Raw genomic sequence first — 25821 nt, 5'->3', positions numbered from 1 at the left:
TAAGATATAACTATTTTGTAGGCGGGCGTCTTTTTTTGTTGGTGCAATGCACCAAAATAGGCGAAAATTACAAAGTTCATGTACAGACTAGTTAATGGGGAGATTATTCATGTCTGAAGTAGTAAAAGCCAAACCTCGCTTTGGGGTAATGCGGCTAATTGATGCGACCGGATACCGGTTGCCACTTGCTGGTTTTGTCTCGATTCTACATCGTGCGAGCGGGATGTTGATGTTCTTGCTGATGCCTTTTATTTTGTACTTACTTGATAAGAGTCTGACTTCAGAGCTGTCATTTGCTGTGTTGAAAAACTTCACTTCAGGCGTTTTTGTGAAGTTGGTTATTTTGGCGATTTCCTGGGCTTATCTGCACCATTTTTGTGCTGGCATCCGTCATTTGTTTATGGATCTTCATATTGGCCTAAATAAGGACTCCGCTCGCAAATCTGCCGTCGGCGTACTAGCGATTAGTTTGCCTTTGACCACATTGGTTGCCCTGAAATTATTTGGAGTATTTTAAATGGCAAACAACAACATTGGCCCTAATCGGCTGGTAGTAGGTGCGCATTATGGTTTGCGCGACTGGCTGGCGCAGCGTGTTACTGCAATTATCATGGCCGTCTACACCGTCATTTTGTTAGCTCTGTTTTTGACAGGTAATGATTTTAGTTACGAAGGATGGGCGGGGATTTTTGCTCGTCAATGGTTCAAACTAGCAACATTTACAGTATTTATCGCTTTGTTTTATCACGCATGGGTTGGTATGCGTGATGTATGGATGGATTATGTGACGCACAGTGTTGCTTTGCGTCTGGTGTTTCAAGTCGCCACTATTCTGTGGCTAGTTGCTTGTGTCGGATATACGGCACAGATTTTGTGGAGAGTATAACCGTGGCAGCAATTAAACCCGCAATCCCATCCCGTCGCTTTGATGCGGTGATCGTTGGCGCAGGTGGCTCCGGCATGCGTGCTTCTCTGCAATTGGCAGAGGCCGGCCTGAACGTCGCTGTTTTGTCTAAAGTATTTCCTACCCGCTCGCACACCGTGGCAGCGCAGGGTGGTATTGGTGCTTCTCTGGGTAATATGTCAGAAGATAACTGGTACTGGCATATGTTTGATACGGTCAAAGGCTCTGATTATCTGGGTGATCAGGATGCGATCGAATTCATGTGTCGTGAAGCGCCAAAAGTCGTTTATGAGCTAGAGCATTTTGGTATGCCGTTTGACCGTAATGCGGATGGTACGATTTATCAGCGTCCTTTCGGCGGTCATACTGCAAATTTTGGTGAAAAGCCAGTCCAGCGCGCATGTGCTGCCGCGGATCGTACTGGTCATGCGCTTTTGCATACACTCTATCAGCGTAATGTTCGTGCTCGCACGCATTTTTTTGTTGAATGGATGGCTATTGACCTGATTCGCGATGCTGATGGTGATGTGTTAGGTGTCGTCGCTCTTGAGATGGAAACTGGCGAAGTCATGATGCTGGAAGCGAAGCAAACAATTTTCGCTACTGGTGGCGCTGGCCGTATCTGGGCGGCATCTACCAACGCATTTATCAATACCGGTGACGGTATGGGTATGGCGGCGCGTGCAGGTTTGCCGCTAGAAGATATGGAATTCTGGCAATTCCATCCAACTGGCGTAGCTGGTGCGGGTGTCTTAATTACAGAGGGTGTACGAGGTGAAGGCGGTATTCTGGTGAATAGCCAGGGTGAGCGTTTCATGGAGCGGTATGCACCTACACTGAAAGATCTGGCACCGCGTGACTTCGTTTCGCGCTCTATGGACCAGGAAATCAAAGAAGGTCGTGGTTGCGGCCCGAATAAGGACCACGTCATGCTCGATCTGCGCCATATCGGTGCTGACACGATTCAAAAACGTTTGCCGTCAATTCTGGAAATCGCGCACAAATTTGCTAACGTTGATGCGACTAAAGAACCTATTCCGGTTGTGCCGACAATTCATTATCAGATGGGCGGTATCCCGACCAATATTTACGGTCAGGTAATTGCGCCTAAAAACGGTAGCAGCGAAATCGTTAACGGCTTGTATGCAATCGGTGAGTGTGCTTGCGTTTCTGTTCATGGCGCAAACCGTCTCGGTACAAATTCACTGTTGGATTTGCTGGTATTCGGCCGTGCGGCAGGTAATCACATCGTTGCAAGCAATTTGAAGACTCGTAGTAACAAAGATTTGCCAGCGGATGCAGCAGATCTGGCTTTGTCTCGCTTAGCCAAGCTGGAAACCAGCACGGGTACCGAGCGTGTGCAAGACGTTGCAAATGCGATCCGTAAGACGATGCAATATCACTGTGGCGTATTCCGTACGGATGAATTGCTGCAAGAAGGCGTCAAGGAAATTATGGAGCTGGATGAGCGTCGCAAGCATGTTTCGTTCAAAGATAAATCCAAAGTATTCAACACGGCACGTGTAGAGGCCTTGGAACTGGATAACCTGATCGAAACCGCAAAAGCAACGATTACCTCTGCCGCTGCCCGTAAAGAATCTCGCGGTGCGCATGCGCACCGTGACTACGAAAAACGTGATGACGATAATTGGATGAAGCATACTTTGTGGTATTCAGAGGGTAATCGCCTTGACTACAAGCCTGTCAATACCAAGCCGCTGACTGTTGAAACCTTCAAGCCAAAAGCTCGTACATTCTAAAGAGATATCACTATGGCACGTACATTACAATTTAAAATTTATCGCTATGATCCGGACAAGGATGCCAAGCCTTACATGCAAGATCTGACAGTAGAGTTGCAAGATACTGACAAGATGTTGCTGGATGCGCTGCAACGCATCAAGGCTGATGTGGATGACTCTCTGGCCTTGCGTCGCTCATGCCGTGAAGGTGTCTGTGGTTCAGATGCGATGAATATCAACGGCAAAAACGGTTTGGCTTGCACCACAAACTTAAATGAATTGAGTGAGCCTATTGTTTTGCGTCCTTTGCCAGGTTTGCCAGTCATTCGCGATCTGATCGTGGATATGACGCAATTCTTCAAGCAATACAATTCCATCAAGCCGTACTTGATGAATGAGTCCATTCCGCCAGAAAAAGAACGTCTGCAAACACCGGCAGAACGTGAAGAACTGGATGGTTTGTACGAATGTATTCTCTGTGCATGCTGCTCGACGTCTTGTCCTTCGTTCTGGTGGAATCCGGATAAGTTTGTAGGTCCTGCAGGCCTGTTGCAAGCGTATCGTTTTATCGCGGATTCGCGTGATGAGGCAACTAGCGAGCGTCTAGATAATCTGGAAGATCCATATCGCTTATTCCGCTGCCACACAATCATGAATTGCGTGGATGTTTGTCCAAAAGGTCTGAATCCAACCAGAGCTATCGGCAAAATCAAGGAATTAATGGTTCGTCGCGCAGTCTAAAGAAGAGTGCGGTCTGTTTGCAGCATAAGCTGATCTGACTGACCGCTCTTATTTCATGCCATTTTTTTGAGTGCCGAAAAGTGTATTCATGAGAATTGCATGAAATATGAAAATTAGTATTGAAAGTATTTATGTCTGAGTCAAAAGTTGATACCCACCAAAGCGATCCGGTCAAGCGAGCGCGACTCCGGTGGAGAGCAAGACGTGGATTGCTGGAAAACGATCTGATATTGACTCGTTTTCTGGATGCCCATGAAACGTTGTTGAGCGATGATGAGGTCGACGCCTTCAGCAGGTTGATGGAGTTGCCGGACAATACTTTGATGGATCTGATTCTGGCGAAAAAACAACCAGAAGCCGAAGTTGATTTGCCACATGTGCATGCCTTATTGGTTCGCTTGCAAATAGCCTGAAACAGAAAACGATTTTTCTCTCGCGTTTTTTTGATTAACGACTCACCTCTACATTGAAGGAAGAGCCATGACTAACTCTGAAACAAAAGCAACACTCTCTTTTTCCGATGGTTCCGCATCGTTGGAAATGCCGATTTACAAAGGCTCAGTTGGTCCAGATGTCATTGACATTCGTAAGTTATATGGTGCAACAGGTATGTTCACCTATGATCCTGGCTTCATGTCTACTGCTGCTTGTAACTCATCGATCACCTATATCGATGGCGACAAAGGCGAATTACTGTATCGCGGTTACCCGATAGAACAACTGGCAGTCAATGGCGGCGACTTTCTGGAAACTTGCTACTTGCTGTTGAATGGTGAATTGCCGAATGCGACGCAAAAAACTGAATTCGTTGATACGGTGACTAAGCACACCATGGTTCACGAACAGATGCAATTTTTCTTCCGCGGCTTCCGTCGTGATGCGCATCCAATGTCGGTATTGGTCGGTACAGTAGGTGCTTTGGCGTCGTTTTATCATGATTCTCTCGATATCAATGATCCGCGCCATCGTGAGGTGTCTGCGATTCGTCTGATCGCTAAAATGCCAACGCTGGTCGCCATGGCGTACAAATATTCAATCGGCCAGCCGTTTGTATATCCACGCAATGATTTGTCTTACAGTGCCAATTTCATGCACATGATGTTCTCAACACCATGTGAACCGTATAAGGTGAACGAAGTGCTGGTCCGTGCATTGGATCGCATTTTGATTCTGCACGCAGATCATGAGCAAAATGCTTCTACGTCAACGGTTCGTCTGGCGGGCTCTTCAGGCGCAAATCCATTCGCTTGTATTGCTGCTGGTATCGCATGCTTGTGGGGCCCAGCTCATGGCGGCGCGAACGAAGCCGCATTAAGCATGCTGGAAGAAATCGGTAGCGTTGATAATATCCCTGAATTTATCACGCAAGTGAAAGATAAAAACTCTGGTGTCAAATTAATGGGTTTTGGTCATCGTGTTTATAAAAACTATGACCCCCGTGCAAAACTGATGCGTGAAACTTGTTATGAAGTATTGAATGAACTCGGTTTGCAAGATGATCCGTTGTTCAAACTTGCAATGGCACTGGAAAAAATTGCGCTGGAAGATGAATACTTTGTTTCCCGTAAATTATATCCAAATGTTGATTTTTACTCAGGTATTGTTCAGCGCGCATTGGGTATTCCAACCTCTTTGTTCACAGGTATTTTTGCCTTGGCACGCACAGTAGGTTGGATTGCTCAATGGAAAGAAATGATTTCTGACCCAGAGCAAAAAATTGGCCGCCCACGCCAATTATTTGTTGGCTCACCGAAACGCGATGTCCCGCCGATTGATCAGCGCGGTTAATTGCAAAAAACATGAAAAAAAGCGAGTCTTCAAGACTCGCTTTTTTTTCGTACAATAAATATGCTATGCTTCGCATCGAATGTGAAATTTTAGATGTAATTTCACTTTTAATTCAAAAGCGTTATGTTTTTATACATGCAAATGACGATTTTGACTTGGAAGTGAGATAGTTTGAAACCAGCCCTTCCCCACAACTTGATGTGCAATCCGCTAACCGGTCAGGCCGTGTCGCGGAAGGTTAGATTAACCCGCTAATCTCGCGAAACGCGAAGAAAGGTGAGCAAGATGATGCAACAATATAACGCCAACTCGTATTTGTTCGGCGGCAATGCGCCGTACGTAGAAGAACTTTACGAAGCGTATCTCAATAATCCCGGTTCGGTCCCTGATAACTGGCGTGCGTATTTCGACGCAATGCAGCACGTTCCTGCTGTCGACGGCTCAAGCAAGCCCGACGTTGCTCATGCTCCTGTCGTTGCTTCGTTCGCCGAACGTGCTAAACAAGGCCCGATTCGTACAGTCAGCGCAACTGCTGATGCTGAAATGGGACGCAAACGAGTTGCCGCTCAGCAATTGATCGCAGCTTATCGTTTTCTCGGTAGTCACTGGGCTAATCTGGATCCTCTGCAACGTCAGGAGCGTCCAAGTATTCCTGAGCTGGAACCAAGTTTTTATGGTTTCACCGATGCCGATATGGACATTCAGTTCAATATCAGTAATACCTATTTTGGACCGGAAACAGCGTCGCTGCGCGATCTCCTGAATTCTTTGCGTGATACGTACTGCCGCTCTATCGGCGCAGAATTCATGTACATCAGTGATCCGACGGAGAAGCGCTGGTTGCAACAAAAGCTCGAATCGATTCGTTCTACGCCAGCATTTTCTGCTGAAAAGAAAAAACATATTCTCGATCGCCTGACTGCTGCCGAAGGTCTGGAGCGTTATCTGCATACTAAATATGTAGGGCAAAAACGCTTCTCGCTTGAAGGTGGAGAGAGCTTCATTGCGTCGATGGATGAAACCATTCAACGCGCTGGTGAGCGTGGTGTAGAAGAAATCGTCATTGGTATGGCGCATCGCGGTCGACTCAATGTCTTGGTCAATACCTTAGGCAAAATGCCACAAGATTTGTTTGCCGAATTCGAAGGCAAACATGGTGATGACTTGCCTGCCGGCGACGTTAAGTATCACCAAGGTTTCTCCTCAGATATTTCTACACCGGGTGGCCCGGTTCACTTGTCACTGGCGTTTAATCCATCGCATCTTGAAATCGTTAACCCAGTGGTTGAGGGTTCTGTCAAAGCGCGTATGGAACGTCGTGGCGACAAAGATGGCTCACAAGTTCTGCCTATCCTCGTGCACGGTGATGCAGCGTTTGCAGGGCAGGGCGTCGTGATGGAAACCCTGAATCTGGCGCAAACACGCGGCTATGGTACTGGCGGTACGATCCATCTCGTGATCAACAATCAGATCGGTTTTACCACATCTGATCCTCGTGACTCACGTTCGACCTTATATTGCTCCGACGTGGTGAAAATGATCGAGGCACCGGTACTGCACGTTAACGCAGATGATCCGGAAGCCGTTGTACTGGCAACGCAGATCGCCTTGGATTACCGTATGGAATTCAAGAAAGACATCGTCGTCGACATCATTTGCTACCGTAAATTGGGTCATAACGAACAAGACACGCCAGCACTGACACAGCCTCTGATGTACAAAAAAATTGCGCAGCATCCTGGTACGCGCAAAATGTATGCAGACAAGCTGGCGGCACAAGGTACGATTGCAGCTGATGGCGGCGATCAGATGGTGAAGGCCTTCCGTGACGCGATGGATGCTGGCAAGCACACCGTTGATCCTGTTATTTCCAACTTCAAAAACAAGTATGCGGTTGACTGGATTCCATTCCTGAACCGCAAATGGACGGATGCTGCTGACACAGCAGTACCAGCCTCTGAACTGAAGCGTCTGGCTGAGCGTATTACGACAGTTCCAGAAGGCTTCAAGCCACATAGTCTGGTAGAGAAAGTACTCGGTGATCGCGCAACAATGGGCCGCGGTGAGATGAATCTGGACTGGGGTATGGGCGAGCATCTGGCTTACGCATCTCTGGTTGCGTCTGGCTATGCGATTCGTCTGACAGGTCAAGATGCTGGTCGCGGTACATTTGTGCATCGTCACGCCGTTTTGCATGATCAAAATCGTGAGCGCTGGGATGCTGGCACCTATATTCCTCTGCAAAACATCTCTGACAAACAAGCACCGTTCACCGTCATTGACTCGGTATTGTCTGAAGAAGCGGTACTCGGTTTTGAATATGGTTACTCAACGGCAGAGCCAAATACGTTGACAATCTGGGAAGCCCAGTTCGGCGATTTCGCGAACGGTGCTCAAGTGGTGATCGATCAGTTCATCAGCTCCGGCGAAGTGAAATGGGGTCGTGCTTCTGGTTTGGTATTGATGCTGCCGCACGGTTACGAAGGTCAGGGGCCAGAGCATTCATCTGCCCGCCCTGAGCGTTTCCTGCAATTGTGTGCTGACAATAATATGCAAGTGGTTCAGCCGACCAATGCCGCGCAAATTTTCCATCTGTTGCGTCGTCAGATGATTCGCCAGTTCCGTAAGCCACTGGTCATCATGACACCGAAGTCTTTGTTGCGTAACAAAGATGCAGGCTCCCCTTTGTCCGAGCTGGCAAAAGGCAGCTTCCATACGGTCATCGGTGAAGTTGACGAAAAGATTGATGCCAAGAAGGTCAAGCGCGTAATCGCCTGCTCAGGCAAGGTCTACTACGATCTGGTCAACGCCCGTAAAGAGCGTGGTCAGACGGATACCGCGATTATTCGTGTGGAACAGTTGTATCCGTTCCCGCATAAGAGCTTCTCAGCTGAACTGAAAAAATTCCCTAATCTGGCTGAATTGATCTGGGCGCAGGATGAGCCGCAAAATCAGGGACCTTGGTTTCAGATACAGCATAATATTTTTGAAAGTCTGGATGAAGGTCAAAAACTGGCATACGCTGGTCGTCCAGCCAGTGCATCGCCTGCTGTCGGTTACTACGACAAGCACTATGCACAACAAAAAGCATTGCTGGACACGGCATTTTCTAAGCTCAAGGGCTACGTCCTGACCAAATAACACTCAATAGTGAAACGCGGCGCAGCAGAAGCTGTTGCGCCCGATGACTATCCGAAACGGAGAAAAACATGGCAATTATCGAAGTAAAAGTACCGCAATTATCTGAATCAGTCGCTGAAGCAACGTTGCTGACATGGCATAAAAAAGTAGGCGAGCCAGTTGGTCGCGACGAGAACCTGATCGATGTTGAAACTGACAAAGTTGTTCTGGAACTGCCTTGTCCAGAAGCTGGTGTTATTACGCAAATCCTCAAAGGTGATGGCAGTACCGTCGTCGCTGGTGAAATCATCGCGATTCTCGATACAGAAGCATCCGCAGGCGCGGTTGCTCCTGTTGCACCAGCCGCTGCAACTGCAGTAGTCGATCCGGTTGCTGCAGCGATCAATAATCTCGCCGCAAAATCTGCAGCAGGTGTTGCGATGCCAGCAGCAGCGAAAATTTTGGCGGAAAATAATTTGTCCGCCAGCGCTGTAGATGGCACCGGTAAAGACGGTCGTGTCACTAAAGGTGATGTACTTGCAGCAGTCGCTAAGCCAGTCGCACCGGCAGTTGCTCCTCTTGCAGCGCCTGCCGCAAGCAAACCAGCCTTGCAGCAAGTTGCTGCACCCGCTGCGATGAATCTCGGTGACCGCCCTGAGGAGCGTGTACCGATGAGCCGTCTGCGCGCACGTATTGCCGAACGTCTGGTGCAATCACAATCGACTAACGCCATTTTGACCACCTTCAACGAAGTCAATATGCAGCCAGTGATTGACCTGCGTAACAAGTACAAAGACAAATTCGAAAAAGAACACGGCGTTAAACTCGGCTTCATGTCTTTCTTCGTGAAGGCGGCTGTTGCTGCATTAAAAAAATACCCTATCATCAACGCATCCGTAGATGGCAACGATATTGTGTATCACGGTTACTTCGATATCGGTATCGCTGTCGGTTCTCCGCGTGGCCTGGTAGTGCCTATTCTGCGTAATGCTGATCAGATGTCGATTGCCGATATCGAGAAGAAAATCGGTGAATTTGGCGCCAAAGCCAAAGACGGTAAATTGACTCTGGATGACCTGACTGGTGGTACGTTCTCGATTTCCAACGGGGGTACTTTCGGTTCTATGCTGTCTACGCCTATTATCAATCCACCGCAATCTGCGATTCTGGGTGTGCATGCAACGAAAGACCGTGCCGTCGTTGAAAACGGTCAGGTTGTTGTGCGTCCGATGAACTACCTGGCGATGTCCTACGATCACCGTATCATCGATGGTCGCGAAGCAGTATTAGGCCTGGTAGCAATGAAGGAAGCGCTGGAAGATCCAGCTCGCCTGTTATTGGATCTGTAATATGAACCTCGCTGACGAAATCAAACGTCTGCATGAATTGCATCAGTCGGGCGCACTGACTGATGCTGAATTCTCGCAAGCCAAAGCCAAGTTGTTGGAAACCCTGAATGCAGCGAATGGCACCACCGCATCGGCTGGTGCAGGTTCATCCGCGCATGGTTTTTTTAATGATACGGACAAAGCATCTATTCCCCTCAATCAGTTCCGGCGCTCAAAATCGGATCAGTGGCTGGGTGGGATTTGCGGTGGTTTAGGTAAATTTACAGGTCTGGAGTCTTGGATCTGGCGTTTGGTATTCGTCTTGTTTTCTTTTTATTTCGGCTCTGGCTTGGTCGCTTATCTGCTTGCGTGGATTTTTGTGCCGGAAGACGAGTGAACGTAAAGAGACAATGCAGCAAGGTAGTAACAGATAAGAATAGAACAAAAACAGAGCAGAACACATTAGGAAATTATTCATGAGTAAACAATTTGATGTCGTCGTGATCGGCGGCGGTCCTGGCGGTTATATTGCTGCAATCCGTGCGGCGCAATTGGGTTTTTCCACAGCTTGTATTGATGCCTGGACCAATGAAAAAGGCGGCCCGGCACCGGGTGGTACTTGCACTAACGTCGGCTGTATTCCATCTAAAGCACTGCTGCAATCGTCTGAGCATTACGAACATGCAGGTCATTCTTTTGCTGATCACGGTATTGAAGTACAAGGCCTGGGTCTGGATGTGGCGAAGATGTTAGGTCGCAAAAATACGATCGTGAAGCAAAACAACGACGGTATCTTGTTTTTGTTTAAAAAGAATAAAGTGACTTTCTTCCATGGCCATGGTTCTTTCGTAAAGGCTGATGCTGCCGGTTACGAAATTAAAGTCGCAGGCAAAACAGAAGAAAGTATTGTCGGCAAGCATATCGTTATTGCGACAGGCTCGAATGCACGTGCTTTGCCAGGCGCTGCTTTTGATGAAGCCACTATTTTGTCAAACGAAGGTGCATTGAATATCGCTGAAGTGCCGAAAAAACTTGGCGTCATCGGTGCCGGTGTAATCGGTCTCGAAATGGGTAGCGTCTGGCGTCGCCTTGGTGCCGAAGTCACAGTCCTCGAAGCTTTGCCGACTTTCCTCGGTGCGGTAGATGAACAAATCGCAAAAGAAGCGCACAAACTGTTTGTTAAGCAAGGTTTGTCGATCAATCTGGGCGTCAAAATCGGCGAAATCGTCAACGCTGGTAAAGAAGTGATAGTCAATTATGCCGACGACAGAGGCGTTGAGCACAAGGCCGTCTTCGACAAACTGATCATCTCGATTGGACGCACACCAAACACCAATGGCTTGAATGCAAACGGCGTTGGCTTGAAGCTGGATGAACGTGGTTTTATCGCCGTTGATGGCGATTGCAAAACTAACTTGCCTAATGTATGGGCGGTCGGTGACGTAGTGCGCGGTCCTATGCTGGCGCACAAGGCCGAAGAAGAGGGTGTTGCTGTTGCTGAGCGTATCGCTGGTCAGCATGGTCATGTCAACTTCAATACGATCCCTTGGGTCATTTATACCTCTCCGGAAATCGCCTGGGTTGGCCGTACTGAACAGCAATTGAAGGCAGATGGCGTTGCCTACAAGGCAGGCACTTTCCCGTTCATGGCGAATGGTCGTGCCCGTGCATTGGGCGATACGTCAGGTATGGTGAAGTTCCTGGCTGATGCAACGACAGACGAAATTCTTGGTGTTCATATCGTTGGGCCGATGGCATCAGAGCTCATTGCTGAGGCGGTTGTGGCGATGGAATTCCGTGCGTCGGCAGAAGATATCGCGCGTATTTGCCATGCTCATCCATCGTTGTCGGAAGCCACGAAAGAGGCAGCGTTAGCCGTGGATAAGCGTTCGTTGAATTTTTAATACTTTTAACGTGTTGTAACGCGCTTTTCATGCATTACTTCCGCAGTTAGTTTGCACTACTCTGCGATTCAAGCGCCGCTGACGGGACCATCCTGTCAGCGGCGTGTTCATATTGGTTACAGCGACGGTAGAGAATGAATGTTCTAGAGTTTTATCAAGATGCACTGAATCGCCGGGGGTTCCAATCCGACGAGGCGCAGCAGCGGGCAGTCGATCGCTTGCAGCAAGCCTACGATGAATGGGTGGAATATAAATCCAAGCGTGCCAATAAGTTGACCAGGCTGATCACACGCCCGGATGTGCCGCGTGGCGTGTATATGTGGGGTGGCGTAGGACGGGGCAAGTCGTTTTTGATGGATAGTTTTTACTCCGTTGTGCCTGTTGTGCGTAAGACCCGGCTACATTTTCATGAATTCATGCGCGCCGTTCATCGGCAACTTGATGAGCTGAAAGGTGTTGCAGATCCACTGGATGAAGTTGCCCGCAGGATTTCCAAGAAATATCGCCTGATCTGTTTTGATGAGTTTCATGTGTCTGACGTAGCGGACGCCATGCTCTTGTACAACCTGCTGAAAGCTTTATTTGATAATGGTGTGTCATTCGTCATGACCTCAAATTATCAGCCAGATACCTTATATCCGGACGGATTGCACCGAGACCGCATGTTGCCTACTATCGCTTTGCTCAAAGAGCGTCTGGATGTGTTGAATGTCGATTCGGGTAATGATTATCGTAAGAGAGCGCTGGAGCAAGTTCAGGCTTACCTGACGCCGCTCAACGCAGCGACCGATCAGGCTTTGCGTACCGCGTTCGCCAAAATCGCTGAAACAATTGATGAAGATGTACGGGTGAATATCGAAGGGCGTGATATTAAGGCATTGCGCCGTGCCGGTAGTGCGGTCTGGTTTGATTTTGCGACTTTGTGCGGCGGTCCGCGCTCGCAAAATGATTATCTCGAAATCGCGAGCCGCTTTCATACTGTTATTCTCTCGTCGATTCCACGGATGTCGGCAGCGATGTCGTCTGAAGCGCGTCGTTTTACCTGGCTGATCGACGTGTTTTATGACAATAAAGTGAAGTTGATCATGTCCGCGGAAGTTGCGCCGGAGGAGCTATATACTCAGGGTACTTTGTCGAATGAATTTCATCGCACCGTTTCACGTATTATCGAAATGCAGTCCAAGGAATATATGGATGCCGATCAGCGACATACCGCTGATGCGATTGCCTGACCACTGCTGACGCGTCTTACGGGCTGAGCTTACCAAAGCTTTTTATCTAATCATGAAAGTACTTTTTATGCCGGTTATGTTTTTTTTCAGCTATATGCGCAGGGCAGTGCTGTCTTGTGCAGTGATCCTGGCAGCTTTGTTGAGTGTTAGCGCACAAGCGCAGTCTGTGGGGCATTCTGCGCCACAATCTATTGGTATATCGCTTGAGGATTTATCCGCTCAGATTACTAAGCTGGATTTGCGCTATGCGCCGACCACAATGCAAAGTGTGTTCCTCGCTGAGACGGCTTTAGATGAGGTGCAGCCTTTGCAGAAACAATTGCAAAGCTGGTTTCTGGTTGCTGAGCGAGCATGTTACGAACGTTTTTTTGTGAATGCCTGCCTGGATGAGGCAAAGCTGATGCGACGTAAGCACAATGTGATTTTGCAGCGCGTGTCGATCGAGGCAAAAGCGTTTTTGCGTAAAGATCATATCGAACATCTGGACAATGAATTAAAACTCAAAAATACTCAATAGTTACTATGCAGTAGGGGGAGTATAGGTAAATTCAGTGCCAACGCCGCACTATTTGTAAGGTGTTCTAAATATACTCCACTCAAGTATCTTATATTGCCTGTAAGCGTTTCAATGCGGCATGCAAGGTGCCTTCCTGCTTCGCAAAGCAAAAACGAACAATCCTGGATTCTTTACCGTGCTGGTAAAACGCCGACACTGGAATCGCCGCAACACCCACCTCACTCGTCAGCCAGCGCGCGAAATGCAACTCTGACTGCTCCGATATTGCGGAGTAATCAACGCATTGAAAGTAAGTGCCCTGCGCTGGCAAGAGTTTGAAACGCGAATTCATTAAACCATCTCTGAACAAATCCCGTTTTTGCTGGTAAAACACGGGCAATTCCACGTAGGGAGCAGGATTCGCCAGAAAATGTGCCAACCCGACTTGCATTGGCGTGTTGACGGTAAAAACATTGAACTGATGCACTTTGCGAAACTCGCGCATCAAGGCTGCTGGCGCGGCAACATAGCCGACCTTCCAGCCCGTCACATGATAGGTCTTGCCAAAACTAGAGATAATGAAACTGCGTTCGGCAAGTTCCTCATGGCGGCATAAAGACTCATGGCGTACGCCATCAAACACCATATGTTCATACACTTCATCCGAGGCGATCAGGACTTTGGTATCGCGGACGATAGCGCTCAATGCCTGGATATCCGCCGGACTCAACACAGACCCTGTAGGATTATGCGGTGAGTTCAGCATGAGCAAGCGAGTTTTCGCTGTCATGCTGGTTTTCACTTTATCCCACGGGATCTGGTAACCCTCAGGTCCCAGCTCCATCGACACCAGCACCGGTATGCCACCCGCCAAACGTATTGAGGGCACATAACTGTCATAGGCAGGTTCAATCACGATGACTTCATCACCCGGATGTACGCAAGCCAGCAGTGTCGTCAAAATAGCTTGCGTTGCCCCGGCTGTTACCGTGATTTCACTCTCAGCATCGTATGCGCGTCCATACAGAGCCTTGATCTTGCGGGCGATTTCAGCCCGTAATACAGGGACACCCGCCATGGGTGGATATTGATTATGCCCATCCAGCATCGCCTTACTGACAGCGTCAACCAGAGAAGAGTCGCAATCAAAATCCGGAAAGCCCTGACCGAGGTTGACCGCTTTCTTCTCTGCTGCCAGAGCTGACATCACAGAAAAAATTGTCGTACCAACCTCTGGCAATTTTGATACAGGCACAAAAGCAGCGGAAGATGCAGTAAGGGATGAAGTCATCTGTAAGATTAAAAGAGATAATCGCCGTATGTGTTGCTATGTATGCGTTTCTATATATTGGGAACTTATTTCGTGCCAAATAAACGATCACCAGCGTCACCCAGGCCCGGCACGATATAGCCATGATCGTTCAGGCATTGATCAACCGATGCCGTGACGATAGGTACATCTGGATGGGCTGCCTGCATGACTTTGATACCTTCCGGAGCTGCCAGCAGGCAGACGAACTTGATAGTTGTCGCGCCGCTTTTTTTGATGCGGTCGATGGCAGCAACTGCGGAGTTGCCTGTCGCCAGCATAGGATCAACGACGATCACCAGACGGTCTGCGATGTCTTCAGGTACTTTGAAGTAATACTCGACTGGCTCCAGTGTAGCCGGATCGCGGTAAAGACCAATATGACCTACACGAGCCGCAGGTAAAAGATCCAGCATGCCGTCCAGAATGCCATTGCCGGCGCGCAATACTGAGATGACACACAGCTTCTTGCCACTGATTGTCGGCGCTTCAATGGTCGCCATTGGCGTTTCAATCGTCACGCTCTCCAGTGGCAGGTCGCGAGTGACTTCATATGCCAGCATCTGGCTGATTTCGCGCAACAAGCGGCGGAAATTGTCCGTCGTCGTATCTTTGCTGCGCATGAGGGTAAGTTTGTGTTGCATCAGAGGGTGTCTGATTTCGGTCACGTAGTCTGACAAGATAATTCTCCGTAAATTGGGTGTTCAGTTTGTGTTCAAAATGAACCAGCCGCTATTTTACGTCCATGAGCCTGTTATGTGAGCCACGCGGATAATTCTTTTTCAAACAGATAGATGCAAAAAAATAGGCGGAATCGTATTCACAGCATTGCTGGCATGAAAAGTCCCGACTGCTTGAGTGAATGTTGCCGAGATAAATCTGGGTCAACGCTTGCCATTTTTCCGGTGACCTGATGATTCGCTAATAATAGAATTAAGCTAGTTTTCCTGTTCTACTCCCTCAATTGTTTGCAAATGATTCAGTGATAATCCATGTTAAGAAGTTCCGGCGAGCCGGCGCACTCAGCGCAGTTCGCAGTCGGCCATCAGGAACGGTTATCAAATCAGGAGCTGGATATGGATGCGAATCAAACATTGTTAAACAGATTATCCCTGGGCTTAGTGCCTATGGACGCTGGTCAACGGGATGATTTTCACACTTCTGACGAGGCGCTGGAATCGAATTCCCGCATCGACATCAAAGGTATCCGGCAGGCGATTGCCCGTGTTGAGGCGGAAGCCCGTGCAACGGTCGCTGCCGACACCCGGCTGCAGGCAGAAGCCCGTGCCCGTGAATTGGCAGAAGCGCGTGCAGAAGCCGAAGCAGAAGCCGCCAACCTCGCTCAGCAAAAAGTCCAGCTGGAAGAACACGCCATAGCCGGCAGCCACGCACGCTTGATGGCCGAGCGCCAGGCGCGTGCCGCCAGTCAAGCCAGAATCGCTGCCGTCAGTCAGGAAACACAGGATTTACAAGAACGCGCCAGATTAGAAACCTTGGCACGCGAACAGGCAGAAAAGCGCTCCAAACTTGAACTCGAAGCCAAGCAAAGGGCGGCTGAACAACTCCAAGCCGATACCGAGATCAATGCCAAAGCAAAAACTGCCGCAGAGAGACTAGCGAAAGAAACTCAAAACGCACGTAATTGGGCCGCAGAACGTTTTGCGGCATCCCAATCTGCAAAAAACGAAGCCGAAGAGCGCGCCCGTGCAGATGCCCGCATCACTGAGCTAGCCAGAGAACGTGAGCGTCGCGATAAAGATGCGCGTGAAACGACTGAAATGCTGGCAAAAGTGCGCAGCGAAGCGCTAAAAGTCAGCAAAGAGCGTGACCAGGCAGAAGCAATGGCATTAGAGTTTGCGATCAATCGCGCACCGGCCGAGGTTCGTGCCCGCGAAGACGCCTTAGCCCGTGTCGCGGTTGAGCAAGAGCATGAAGCCATCGCTCAGGCGCGTGCCGAATCTGACCGCCGCGCTGCATCCGCAATTCAACTCCGTATGCAATCGGAGCTGGAATTGCGTAATGCCTCTGTCAGGCGCGAACAATCTGAAGTCGTAGCTGCCGCTACCGCACAAGCGCGTCGCGATGCAGAAGAGCGCATACAGCGCGTTACCGAGCAACGTATTCAGACCGAAAAAGAACTGCAAACCCAGGTGCTGATTCGTATTGAAGTCGAGCAACAAGCTGATACCGAAACCCGCACCAGGCTTGAAGCAGAGGCCGAGGCAGCGGAGCAGGCCAAGCAACGGCGCATCGCGGAACAACATGCGACCAAAGTCGCCCAGCAACGCGCTCAGGAAGAGCAGCGCGCCATGATACTTGCCAAAGAGCGTAGTCAGATCGATCAACAGGCCGAACAAATCGCCAGAGAGCAGGCCGATTCAGAGCAACAGGCTTTAAAGGCATCCACGTATAAAGCCGTGGAGTTGAAGAAGGCCAATATTGCCTCTGCTATCAAAGCACGTAATGCGATGGAGTTGGCAAAAGCAGAAAAAATGCGTGCAGAAGCAGAAGAAAAAGCCGCTCAGGCCTTGCAGGAAAAACTGATTCTCGAACAACAAAAAATAGATGAGGCACATGCCCGTGCAAAGGCCGAACAAACGCATGCGGAAATTTTGCGTATGCAAAAACAGGCAGAGCAGGTCGCACGGATTGCACATGAAACCAGTTGTCAGGCAGAGAAATTGACCTTGGAGAAAACCATGGAACAAGTCGAATTGCAACAACAACTGGCTGCCGCTCATATTGAGAAAGAACAAAAAGCCAGTGAACTTTTGGTTGTACAACAACAGCGCACACAAGACGAAATCAAAGCGCTTGATGTAGTGCAAGAAAAACTTCTGGTTGAACGCAAGCGTGCGAATGCCGTGCAAGAAGTATTAAAGCTGACGCAAGAAAAACTGGTAATTGAACAAGTCGCGCAAATAGAAACCGAGTCACGCCTGCGCGCCGAGCAAGAAGCAAAAGAAATCGCTCACGCCAAAGAGCGATCTGAGCGTGAGCAACGATTGGCGCTGGAAGCTGCAGCTACGGCAGAAAAGCACGCCTTGGAGCAAACCCGCGCACAAACCGAAATGCAACGCAAAGTAGCAAAAATGGCGTTGGTAAAAACCCGTCAAGTGGTTGAAATGACCAAGCTTGAGCAAGTACGCTTTGAAGCAGAGCGTGATGCTGCGTTGGCAGCACAAGACAAGCTTGAAGCTGAAAAACAAATCGCCGAAGCCGCGCTGGCAAGTGCTCAGGCAGACCGTGAACACACCACCTTGCTGGAAGCGCGTCATCAGCAAGAAGTTGAGGCGCGCGAGGCACGTCAGCGAATGATTCAGGCAGAACAGATACGTCTCGAAAAAATTACTGAACATGCTGAATTGCAAAAACAAACTGCCGCCGCTGCACAGCTCAAAGTAAGTGAACTGCTGGAGCTGCAAAAAACCTTAAAGCAACGTGCTGAATCCGAGCAAAAAGCGCTCGATGCAGTTCAGCAAAAACTGCTCGCAGAAAAGCAATTACTGGCAGAAATAGACACAAAAATTGCGTTGGAACGCGAACAGGAAGCGGCGCATCTGGCGCGCTTAGATATCGAAAGACAAGTTCGCTTGTCGATAGAAATCAAGTCTAAGGCCGAACAAGAAGCACTGATGCAAGCACAGGCAACCGCCGCAGCAGAGCAAGAGGCTGCCATTGCCGCGGAGGCGCGTGCGATGGCGGCAACGCAATTGACACGATTGGAAAAAGAGAAAACGCAATCGCAACAAAGTGCGCTGGCGGCATTGCAAGACAAACTTGCCCTTGAAGAGAAAAAAGCGCTTGCACTGAAAGAAGAAAATCAGTCACAGCAAGAACGTCTGAGTGCCGAAAAATTAGCATCCGATGCAGCAATCGCCAGAGCGGATGCTGAGAAGCAAGCAGCTATTCTTGCTCAGGCTCGTGCCGCACTTGAACAACAAGCCAATGCCGCAGCCGAAGCGGATGTAAAAGCACAAAAAGAATTGCATGAACAAGTAAAAATCTATGCCGATACGAAACATAAAGCCCATCAGCTAACTGTCGAAAAAACACACAAATTAGCTGACCTCTCTCTGGCTGCTCGTCAGCGCGTCGACGCTGAAGAGGCGCTATTGGTTGCTACTGAGGCGAAATTGCTTGCGGAGCAGAATGCGACGGAACAAGCCAAGGCCAGATTGCTAGCGGAGCAGGCATTGGCACAATTTGCAGAGGCGCATCAACAAGTGGAAGCAACGGCAAGAGAAGCTGCTGTCGCGACTTTGCGTGCTAGTGAATTACTGTATCAGGAGCTTGCTGCGCAAGCCGATGCAGAAGTATTACTGCATCAACTGGCGGAAAAAAATCTGGCTGATCAGCAAGCCTTGTCTGAGGTAATCGCAGAGCGTAATGCGACAGAGGTCGCTTTGCAGTCATCAATACAAGAACGTGTAGATACAGAAACTCGCGCCCTGGTTGCAGCGGAAACACGTCAGCAAACAGAGCAAGAAAAACAAACTTTGGCGCAGTTGCGCTTGCAGGCTGAGCAAGAAGCTATCGCCAGCATTGAGGCGTTTAATGCCGAGGAAAAAAACTGGCTGGCAAATTCGATAGAAGAGTCTCTGGTTAAACGTCAGGCTGCCGCTGCCTTGCAAGAAAGAAACCAGTTGTTATCGGTTTCTGCCGCGGCAGAGCGTGAGCGTCTCAATGCAGAGCAAGAATTGTCAGCGCAATTACAGGCAAAACTCGATGCAGAGACGATGGCACAGCAGCAGGTGACGGAGCGTTTGCAGGCAGAACAGGAACTTGCTCAAGTCGCTCAGCAACGTGCTGAGCAAGAGACGATGGCAAATCTTTATGCCCAAGAATTGCTAAGCGCAGAACATGCTTTGTTTGTAGCCTCAACTCAGCATACCGAGGCAAGACAAGCTGCACTTGCCGCTACCGAGAATAAAGTTCGTGAAGCAAGCGAACTGGCTCGCTTAGAAAATGAAAAAGCGGCATCAGAACTACAGCTCGCCAGCGTCCTTCAACAAAAACGCGTAGCGGAACAATTAATTGCGGATCAAGCTGCACAACGCTTACAGGCAGAACATGACTATCTTACCGTGTGCCAGCGCAAGGCGCAGGTTGAGCAAGATACACGTGAAGCCGCACAGGCAAAATATGTGGCAGAGCAAGAAGCGCTAGTCCTGGCACAACAATACGCACAGACGCAAGCCCAGCATGCTGCATTGGCACAGGCGCATGCTGACGAACTTCTGACCTTGCAACACAATGAATTACAGGCCGCTGAATTGGTTCAGAAGACTCTCATTGCAGTACAAGAGCAGAATCAATTACATGCTGAGGCAATCAGGACCAACGAACTGGCTCTGGAGGCGAGCGAACAAAAAATGGCACTTGAAAAACAGTTGCATAGTGAATCCGGGCAGCGTATGCAGGCAGAGCAAGAGTTATGTCAGCAAAGTCAGCGTCGTATGGAGGCAGAGCAAGCAGCCATCCTTGCTGCGCAAGAAAAACTCTTACTAGAAGCTCAATTGACTCAAGCTGCAGAACAAGTCATTCAGGCACGTGCCTTGGTTGAGCAGGAACTGAATAAGCAAGAGCAGTTGCAAACGGAACTGCTCGCTGCAGAGCAAGAACGTCTGCAAGCGCAACAAATGATTAACGACACATTAGAAAATCAAAAAGCCGTTGATGAAGAATTGCACCTGCAAGTCTTGCAACGTATCGCTCATGAGCAACGAGTTCATGAATTATTGCAAGAAAAATTGATGACTGAGACCAACGCCGCCGCAATGGCAGATGCTGCCAAAGTTGAAGCAGCAGAAGCTTTGGAGTTGGTGCAGCATCAGTGCGAAATATCCTTGATACAAATTCAGAACGATCAAATCGCCAAACAGCAAAAAGCCGAAGAATTACGCTTGCAGTTAGAGCAAGAACATGTGCATGCAGCTACGGTCGCCAATGAATTGATTCATCGTATGTCAAAAAATCAGGCTCAAAGTGCCGTCTGGCGTGAACGCGCTCAGGAGATGTTGGCACAGGCACCTGTCGCAGTAGAGATTCCTTCGAACTTCAATGAATTTCAACAAGCTGCGTTACCCGGTTTTCGTCTGCGTACGTCGGTTCTTGCAGGGGTCTTGGCTTTTGCCGGCGTCGCAACTGTCGCAGCTTGGGGTAGTCTAAGTTTTCAGCAAACTTCACATGCAGCAGGATTAGAGATCAATAAGCCTGTAACGACGTCTGTCAGTGTTCATCCGCTTCAGGTAAGCCCTGCCAAGGCAAATGGTCAATTACGCTTGTCTTATGAGCTGGGCGTCGCGAATAACGTGAGCAACAAATAAAACCAGAGGCGTCAATGCAAATGTAAATAAATTTATTTACATAGATTCATTCAAACGGATTCATTTAATTGGATCATGATGGTGCTAAAGTGATAACTTTAGCGCCATTTTTTATGCTTGCTTAGGCGTCTTCAATGTCTGAGAGATCTTAGAAAAATACATATTTTCATACGTATCTTTGAGATTGTCTTAGCTTGAGGGGAGGGCGATCAGGGCGACGAAGCCGCCCTTGGCGTGATTTGAGATGCGCAGGCGGCCGCCATGACGTTTGATAATCTTCTCAACAATCGCCAGGCCCAAACCAGAACCATTAGCCTGACTGCGTGACGTGTCCGCCCGGGTGAATGGCCGCATTAAGCGTGAGATGTCTTCGTTCTCCACGCCAACTCCGTAGTCGCGCAGGTTGATATAAAGGCCCTGTTTTTTTTCTTTATTTTTATAGGTGCACTGAAGGTCGATTTTGACGATATCCGTACCAGGTGTTTTGCCATAACGGCGGGCATTTTCAATCAAGTTGTGGAATACTCGCTTCAGCTCGACGGCATTACCCGATATATGGATATCCGCAGTAATCGCTGAGCGTATCTGTACGTCGTGTAGCCGCGAGGATTCTTCAACGACACGTCCCAGCAGTTCACTCAGATTGATTGTGTCAAAAGTGACTGTAGCCAGGGGTTTCGCGTAATCCAGAAATTGACCAATAATGTCATCCATCTGGCCAAGGTCACTTTGCATGCCTTGGCGCGAATCCTCTGATAATGAGGCCATTTCCACTTCAAGCTGCATACGGGCTAGCGGGGTTCTCAGGTCATGCGAGATGCCTGCAAGAATGATGGCACGGTCAGATTCAATGCGCTCCAGATCTTCGACCATCCGGTTGAAGCTATTATTTGTTTCCTTAATTTCCTTTGGACCTTTTTCAGGCAAAGGTTGAGGAATCTTACCCTTCGCTAGCATGCGTGCCGCATTGCTGATACGTGCCAGCGGATCGTTAATCAGTTTTGAGATAATTGCTGCGCCGATGAGTGTGAGGAATAGGGTGACTGCCGCCCATCCTAATACTTGTATTCCCGTCGTTTGTTCAATCCGCTCCTGATCAAGGCGCAGCCAGTATCGATCTTCGTCGATATCGAAACTGATCCAGAAACCATCAACATCATTCATATTTTTTGCAAAACGGGTTGCTTTGCCCAATTTCCGCTGAATTGCCACGCGTAATTCTTCAAATGCCGGCGTCGCGTCTTGCTCTTCAATATCGTCAGTGTCTTCCAGTAAGTACACGCGGATGCCATCGTTGCTCGCAAGATCGAACAATAATTCGCGTCGTTTGTCTGGTGCCGAATGGGTCAGAGCAGCACGAGTAATCGTGACGATAGAAACGACTTGTGCCGCAATTTGCTGTGTGCGGGGCGCACGCTCAACCATGCGAAAGCTGGCGAACCAGGTGGCCATACTTCCCATCACCAGGATAGCAAGGAGGAAAAATGTGCGCCAGAAAAGGCCGCTTCTCAACCATTCAAAATTGTTCAGATAAGAGCGCATTGAATGGTGAGGTAGTGAAAATATAGTAATAATAGTAGAAAGAGAAAACTATATCGGGGCAGCCTGCATGACCAAAATTAGATATAGTGGTTACAGGCCTATGAGACAGAGTTTGATTTAGCGGGATTGTCCATCTGGAATAAAGACATAACCCAGTCCCCAGACGGTTTGAATGTACAAAGGATTTGAAGGATCTGGCTCAATCAGTTTGCGCAAACGCGAAATTTGTACATCCAGGCTGCGGTCAAAGACCTCATATTCACGGCCGCGCGCGAGTTCCATCAATTTTTCACGAGATAGCGGTTGTCTCGCATGGCGGGCAAATACTTTTAAGACAGAAAATTCGCCGGTAGTGAGTCCGATGTTTTCTTGATTTTTCTTCAGAGTGCGGGTTGCAAGATCCAGGACGAAGTCGCCGAACTCGAATGTCTGCGGACCTTCCGACGGTGCTCCCGGCAGTTCATCCGGGGCTTTGCGACGCAATACAGCATTGATGCGGGCGACTAATTCACGTGGGCTGAATGGTTTTGGCAAATAATCATCTGCTCCCATTTCCAAACCAATGATACGATCGACCTCTTCGCCTTTAGCCGTGAGCATAATAATCGGGGTCTGATCCCCGGCGCCGCGCAGACGACGGCAAATGGCCAGTCCGTCTTCTCCGGGTAACATCAGATCGAGCACTAACAAGTCATAGCGTTCTCTTATCCAGAGTTTGTTCATCGCCTGTGCATTTTCGGCACTGACAACATTGAATCCTTGCTCGGTCAGGTAGCGGCGTAATAAATCTCGTAATCGCACGTCGTCATCAACGACTAAAATTTTCGCTTTATTGCCATTGCTATTGAGGGAATCAGAAGAGGAATTTATAGTATTCATGCTCGTATGTTACCGTCAGAAATGGGGTTGATTGGTAAAAATTGTTAATGGATTACAAACTGTTACAGACTTTACTGAATTGCTGCGTAGTGTGGATATAACACCGCATAAACTCAATTCAAGTAATTAATTAGCTGCTCATCGATAAATTTAGGCTTAGAATTTCGCTTGAATAATAACTTACTAAATGAATTGCCTGAAAGATCGGTTCCAATTTTTTTGACTACCTTGTTTTTATAAACCTGATGAATATATCGTACTTACGTTATTCCGTACTTGTGCTGACGCTGATGTCTGCTGGGTCGGCTTGCGCGGAGCCGGGACGAATCAGTAATTTTTTTGGTTTTGGAAAAGCACAGGCGAATGCTCGTCAGGCCGAGCGTAAAGAGCAAAAAATGCTGCAGCAAGAGCGAAAAATGAACCGTCAGTTCGACAAGGAGGGTGCCGAGCATGAGGGGGCTGATGTAAAGAAAAGCGTTGAACGCCCTGCAGATAAATCAGACACGGCTCAAAAGCGTAGCCGTATGACCTTGGATGAGCGCCGCGCGCTCCGGCGTCAGATTCAAGATGCAGGACATGATATTTATGTCCCTTCAAAATAAGCAGCAAAGAAGCCCGAATTAAAATTATTGGTCTAAGCCGCTCATTAACTGTTAATTATTGTTCAACGTAATTATTTGGCGTAATTGTTATCGGCGATGCTGCTTCATGATTTTTTGCTGCTCTCGCTGCCAGTCACGTTCTTTCTCTGTGTCCCGCTTGTCGTGCTGTTTCTTACCTTTTGCCAGGCCAATCTGGCATTTTACTCGCCCGTTGGTGTAGTGCATGTTTAATGGCACCAGAGTGTAGCCCGCACGCTCTACTTTACCTATCAGCTTGTTAATCTCAACTGCATTCAATAGCAGTTTGCGCGTACGTACAGAATCCGGATGGATATGCGTTGATGCCGTAGGCAATGCGCCGATATGTGCGCCAAATAAGAAAATTTCGCCATTACGTACAATCACATACGCTTCTTTTAATTGAACACGTCCTGCGCGTATGGACTTAACTTCCCATCCTTGCAATACAATACCGGCTTCGAATTGTTCTTCGATGAAATAATCATGGAAGGCTTTTTTGTTATCAGCAATACTCATGCAATATAAAAATAAATGACATTCTCTTCTTCGCAACAGCGCCTTAATTATCAGACGGCTAATGATGGAAACAGAAACAGGTCGGTTAAAATTTCAAATGTGATTCTAGCAAACGGGTCTTATTGATGGCAGTCGTACATAAAACAGTTTTTATCGCCTATAGCGCAGCGCAAATGTTTGCCTTGGTTGACAGGGTGGAAGATTATCCACAATTTTTACCATGGTGCGGCGAGGTTGATGTGGCGCAGCGGACTGAACAAGACCTGATTGCGACATTATCCATCAATTATCATGGAATCAAGCAGAGATTTACCACAAAAAATAAGAACCTGCCGCCCAATCTAATGGAGATGAGTTTGGTTGACGGCCCTTTTAAGCAATTGCTGGGACGCTGGAAGTTCACTGAGTTGCGCGAGGATGCATGTAAAATCGAATTTGATTTGAGCTATGAATTTTCCAGTAAATTACTTGAACATCTGATTGGACCTGTGTTCAGCAAAATCGCCAACAGCTTCGTCGATTCGTTTTGCGCTCGGGCTGAAAAACTGTATGGATAATTTGCAGACGCTCAAAGTGCAGGTTTGTTTTGCGACGCCGGATATTGTCAGTGTGATCGAAATATTTGTATTGCCTGACACTAGTTTGCTGGAGGCAGTAGCTCAGAGTCAGATTGGTCTTCAGCATCCGGAGATTAATTTTACAATGTGTAAATTCGGAATTTTTGGGAAACTCAAATCTCTTGATACCTTGTTGCGCGATGGCGATAGGATAGAGATCTATCGGGCGCTAGTCGCTGACCCGATGGAGGCTCGTCGACGTCGCGCCAGAAAACAGGGTAAGTAATTATTGGTTACTGGCAGCCACTCGTAGCACGTTTGGCATCAGCTAATTCCTGCGCTCTTTTGCTGTCATCCATATAATTTTTCTCTCCATCTTTGCCTGTAGTGGCGATGCGAACGCCGGACTCCAGTGCTTTTTGATACGATTTTGCACGTTCACAGTTCTTGGCTTTGTCCGCATTGTTTTGCGCTTCTTCCGCAGATTTTTTGTCTTTTTCTGCTTGCTCTGCCCGGCGCTTCATAAAGTCTTCGTTCTTGCTGGCTGTTGTGACGGGCTTTTCCAGCTTGTTTTGCTCTATGCTGGCCGAGCTTGATGCCGCCGATTTGTCCGCAGCCGGAGCATTTGTTTCCGCTGTCTTATTTGGGGATCTGATAATTCTGTTTTTTGGAACACTTAAAGGCGGTGGCATATCAGAGAATTGCTTATTCCCTTTGTCGTCTAGCCATACGTACTGCGCATGTGCCGGTGTCGCTATTATCAGCGCCATAACCGCACCCAGAAAAAATGATGTTTGATATTTAGACATAC

Annotated in this window: 22 protein-coding genes; 16 read left to right on the top strand and 6 right to left on the bottom strand. The window is 48.4% G+C overall.

All coding sequences use genetic code 11. From position 1 onward, the window contains the following. Positions 1 to 109 precede the first annotated feature (109 nt). The 12 genes from sdhC to ACO0K4_RS12095 all read left to right on the top strand — a co-directional run bounded on the left by sdhC (position 110) and on the right by ACO0K4_RS12095 (position 13276). Complete coding sequence (sdhC, locus tag ACO0K4_RS12150) at positions 110 to 517, top strand: succinate dehydrogenase, cytochrome b556 subunit (protein ID WP_422956887.1); 408 nt, start codon at positions 110 to 112, stop codon at positions 515 to 517. Further along, a complete protein-coding gene (gene sdhD, locus ACO0K4_RS12145) occupies positions 518 to 886 on the top strand; it encodes a succinate dehydrogenase, hydrophobic membrane anchor protein (protein WP_422956886.1) in 369 nt (122 codons plus the stop codon). It begins immediately after the preceding gene. A gap of 2 nt (positions 887 to 888) precedes the next feature. Continuing rightward, positions 889 to 2664, top strand: a complete 1776-nt coding sequence (sdhA, locus tag ACO0K4_RS12140) for a succinate dehydrogenase flavoprotein subunit (RefSeq protein ID WP_422956885.1) — start codon at positions 889 to 891, stop codon at positions 2662 to 2664. A gap of 12 nt (positions 2665 to 2676) precedes the next feature. Next, positions 2677 to 3387, top strand: coding sequence for a succinate dehydrogenase iron-sulfur subunit (locus ACO0K4_RS12135; RefSeq protein WP_422956884.1), 711 nt, complete (start codon positions 2677 to 2679; stop codon positions 3385 to 3387). Positions 3388 to 3518: 131 nt separating this feature from the next. Continuing rightward, positions 3519 to 3800, top strand: a complete 282-nt coding sequence (locus ACO0K4_RS12130) for a succinate dehydrogenase assembly factor 2 (protein ID WP_422956883.1) — start codon at positions 3519 to 3521, stop codon at positions 3798 to 3800. A 67-nt stretch (positions 3801 to 3867) separates the two neighbouring features. Beyond that, positions 3868 to 5175, top strand: a complete 1308-nt coding sequence (gene gltA / locus ACO0K4_RS12125; protein WP_422956882.1) for a citrate synthase — start codon at positions 3868 to 3870, stop codon at positions 5173 to 5175. A gap of 285 nt (positions 5176 to 5460) precedes the next feature. Then, positions 5461 to 8316, top strand: coding sequence for a 2-oxoglutarate dehydrogenase E1 component (locus ACO0K4_RS12120; RefSeq protein WP_422956881.1), 2856 nt, complete (start codon positions 5461 to 5463; stop codon positions 8314 to 8316). A 68-nt stretch (positions 8317 to 8384) separates the two neighbouring features. After that, positions 8385 to 9644 (top strand): 2-oxoglutarate dehydrogenase complex dihydrolipoyllysine-residue succinyltransferase, encoded by a 1260-nt coding sequence (gene odhB / locus ACO0K4_RS12115; protein WP_422956880.1) that lies wholly within the window; start codon positions 8385 to 8387, stop codon positions 9642 to 9644. 1 nt (position 9645) lies between these two features. Then, entirely contained in the window at positions 9646 to 10020 is a 375-nt protein-coding gene (locus ACO0K4_RS12110; protein ID WP_422956879.1) for a PspC domain-containing protein, read from the top strand. Between the two features lie 79 nt (positions 10021 to 10099). Then, positions 10100 to 11527 carry a dihydrolipoyl dehydrogenase gene (lpdA, locus tag ACO0K4_RS12105; protein ID WP_422956878.1) on the top strand — a complete coding sequence of 476 codons (1428 nt, stop codon included), beginning with the start codon at positions 10100 to 10102 and terminating at the stop codon, positions 11525 to 11527. A 134-nt stretch (positions 11528 to 11661) separates the two neighbouring features. After that, a complete protein-coding gene (gene zapE, locus ACO0K4_RS12100) occupies positions 11662 to 12759 on the top strand; it encodes a cell division protein ZapE (RefSeq protein WP_422956877.1) in 1098 nt (365 codons plus the stop codon). 67 nt (positions 12760 to 12826) lie between these two features. Next, complete coding sequence (locus ACO0K4_RS12095) at positions 12827 to 13276, top strand: hypothetical protein (RefSeq protein WP_422956876.1); 450 nt, start codon at positions 12827 to 12829, stop codon at positions 13274 to 13276. A gap of 88 nt (positions 13277 to 13364) precedes the next feature. Here the strand turns inward: ACO0K4_RS12095 and ACO0K4_RS12090 are convergent, their stop codons facing one another. Continuing rightward, positions 13365 to 14546: a pyridoxal phosphate-dependent aminotransferase gene (locus ACO0K4_RS12090; RefSeq protein WP_422956875.1), complete on the bottom strand. Its 1182-nt coding sequence runs from the start codon at positions 14544 to 14546 to the stop codon at positions 13365 to 13367. 65 nt (positions 14547 to 14611) lie between these two features. Then, complete coding sequence (gene upp / locus ACO0K4_RS12085) at positions 14612 to 15244, bottom strand: uracil phosphoribosyltransferase (protein WP_422956874.1); 633 nt, start codon at positions 15242 to 15244, stop codon at positions 14612 to 14614. Positions 15245 to 15556: 312 nt separating this feature from the next. On the opposite strand from upp, the gene ACO0K4_RS12080 reads away from it, so the two are divergent. Further along, entirely contained in the window at positions 15557 to 20893 is a 5337-nt protein-coding gene (locus ACO0K4_RS12080) for a hypothetical protein (protein WP_422956873.1), read from the top strand. 189 nt (positions 20894 to 21082) lie between these two features. On the opposite strand, the gene ACO0K4_RS12075 is transcribed toward ACO0K4_RS12080, so the two are convergent. Both ACO0K4_RS12075 and ompR read right to left on the bottom strand, forming a co-directional pair. Then, positions 21083 to 22435 carry an ATP-binding protein gene (locus tag ACO0K4_RS12075; RefSeq protein ID WP_422956872.1) on the bottom strand — a complete coding sequence of 451 codons (1353 nt, stop codon included), beginning with the start codon at positions 22433 to 22435 and terminating at the stop codon, positions 21083 to 21085. A 117-nt stretch (positions 22436 to 22552) separates the two neighbouring features. Next, positions 22553 to 23314 (bottom strand): two-component system response regulator OmpR, encoded by a 762-nt coding sequence (gene ompR, locus ACO0K4_RS12070; RefSeq protein ID WP_422956871.1) that lies wholly within the window; start codon positions 23312 to 23314, stop codon positions 22553 to 22555. A 245-nt stretch (positions 23315 to 23559) separates the two neighbouring features. On the opposite strand from ompR, the gene ACO0K4_RS12065 reads away from it, so the two are divergent. Next, positions 23560 to 23916 carry a hypothetical protein gene (locus tag ACO0K4_RS12065; RefSeq protein ID WP_422956870.1) on the top strand — a complete coding sequence of 119 codons (357 nt, stop codon included), beginning with the start codon at positions 23560 to 23562 and terminating at the stop codon, positions 23914 to 23916. An 87-nt stretch (positions 23917 to 24003) separates the two neighbouring features. Here ACO0K4_RS12065 and smpB read toward each other — a convergent pair whose 3' ends face one another. Next, complete coding sequence (gene smpB, locus ACO0K4_RS12060) at positions 24004 to 24453, bottom strand: SsrA-binding protein SmpB (RefSeq protein ID WP_422956869.1); 450 nt, start codon at positions 24451 to 24453, stop codon at positions 24004 to 24006. A 125-nt stretch (positions 24454 to 24578) separates the two neighbouring features. Between smpB and ACO0K4_RS12055 the strand changes: the two genes are divergently transcribed. Both ACO0K4_RS12055 and ACO0K4_RS12050 read left to right on the top strand, forming a co-directional pair. After that, positions 24579 to 25010, top strand: a complete 432-nt coding sequence (locus ACO0K4_RS12055; protein WP_422956868.1) for a type II toxin-antitoxin system RatA family toxin — start codon at positions 24579 to 24581, stop codon at positions 25008 to 25010. After that, positions 25003 to 25296, top strand: a complete 294-nt coding sequence (locus ACO0K4_RS12050; protein ID WP_422956867.1) for an RnfH family protein — start codon at positions 25003 to 25005, stop codon at positions 25294 to 25296. Before ACO0K4_RS12055 ends, ACO0K4_RS12050 begins: the two co-directional genes overlap by 8 nt. Before the next feature lie 7 nt (positions 25297 to 25303). On the opposite strand, the gene ACO0K4_RS12045 is transcribed toward ACO0K4_RS12050, so the two are convergent. Further along, positions 25304 to 25819 carry a DUF4124 domain-containing protein gene (locus ACO0K4_RS12045; RefSeq protein WP_422956866.1) on the bottom strand — a complete coding sequence of 172 codons (516 nt, stop codon included), beginning with the start codon at positions 25817 to 25819 and terminating at the stop codon, positions 25304 to 25306. Positions 25820 to 25821 lie beyond the last annotated feature (2 nt).

Origin of the sequence: Undibacterium sp. RuTC16W (assembly GCF_049339445.1) — a bacterium.
Lineage (GTDB): Bacteria > Pseudomonadota > Gammaproteobacteria > Burkholderiales > Burkholderiaceae_D > Undibacterium.
The sequence above is the reverse complement of the archived record's forward strand: the minus strand, read 5'-3'. Positions and strand labels throughout refer to the sequence as shown.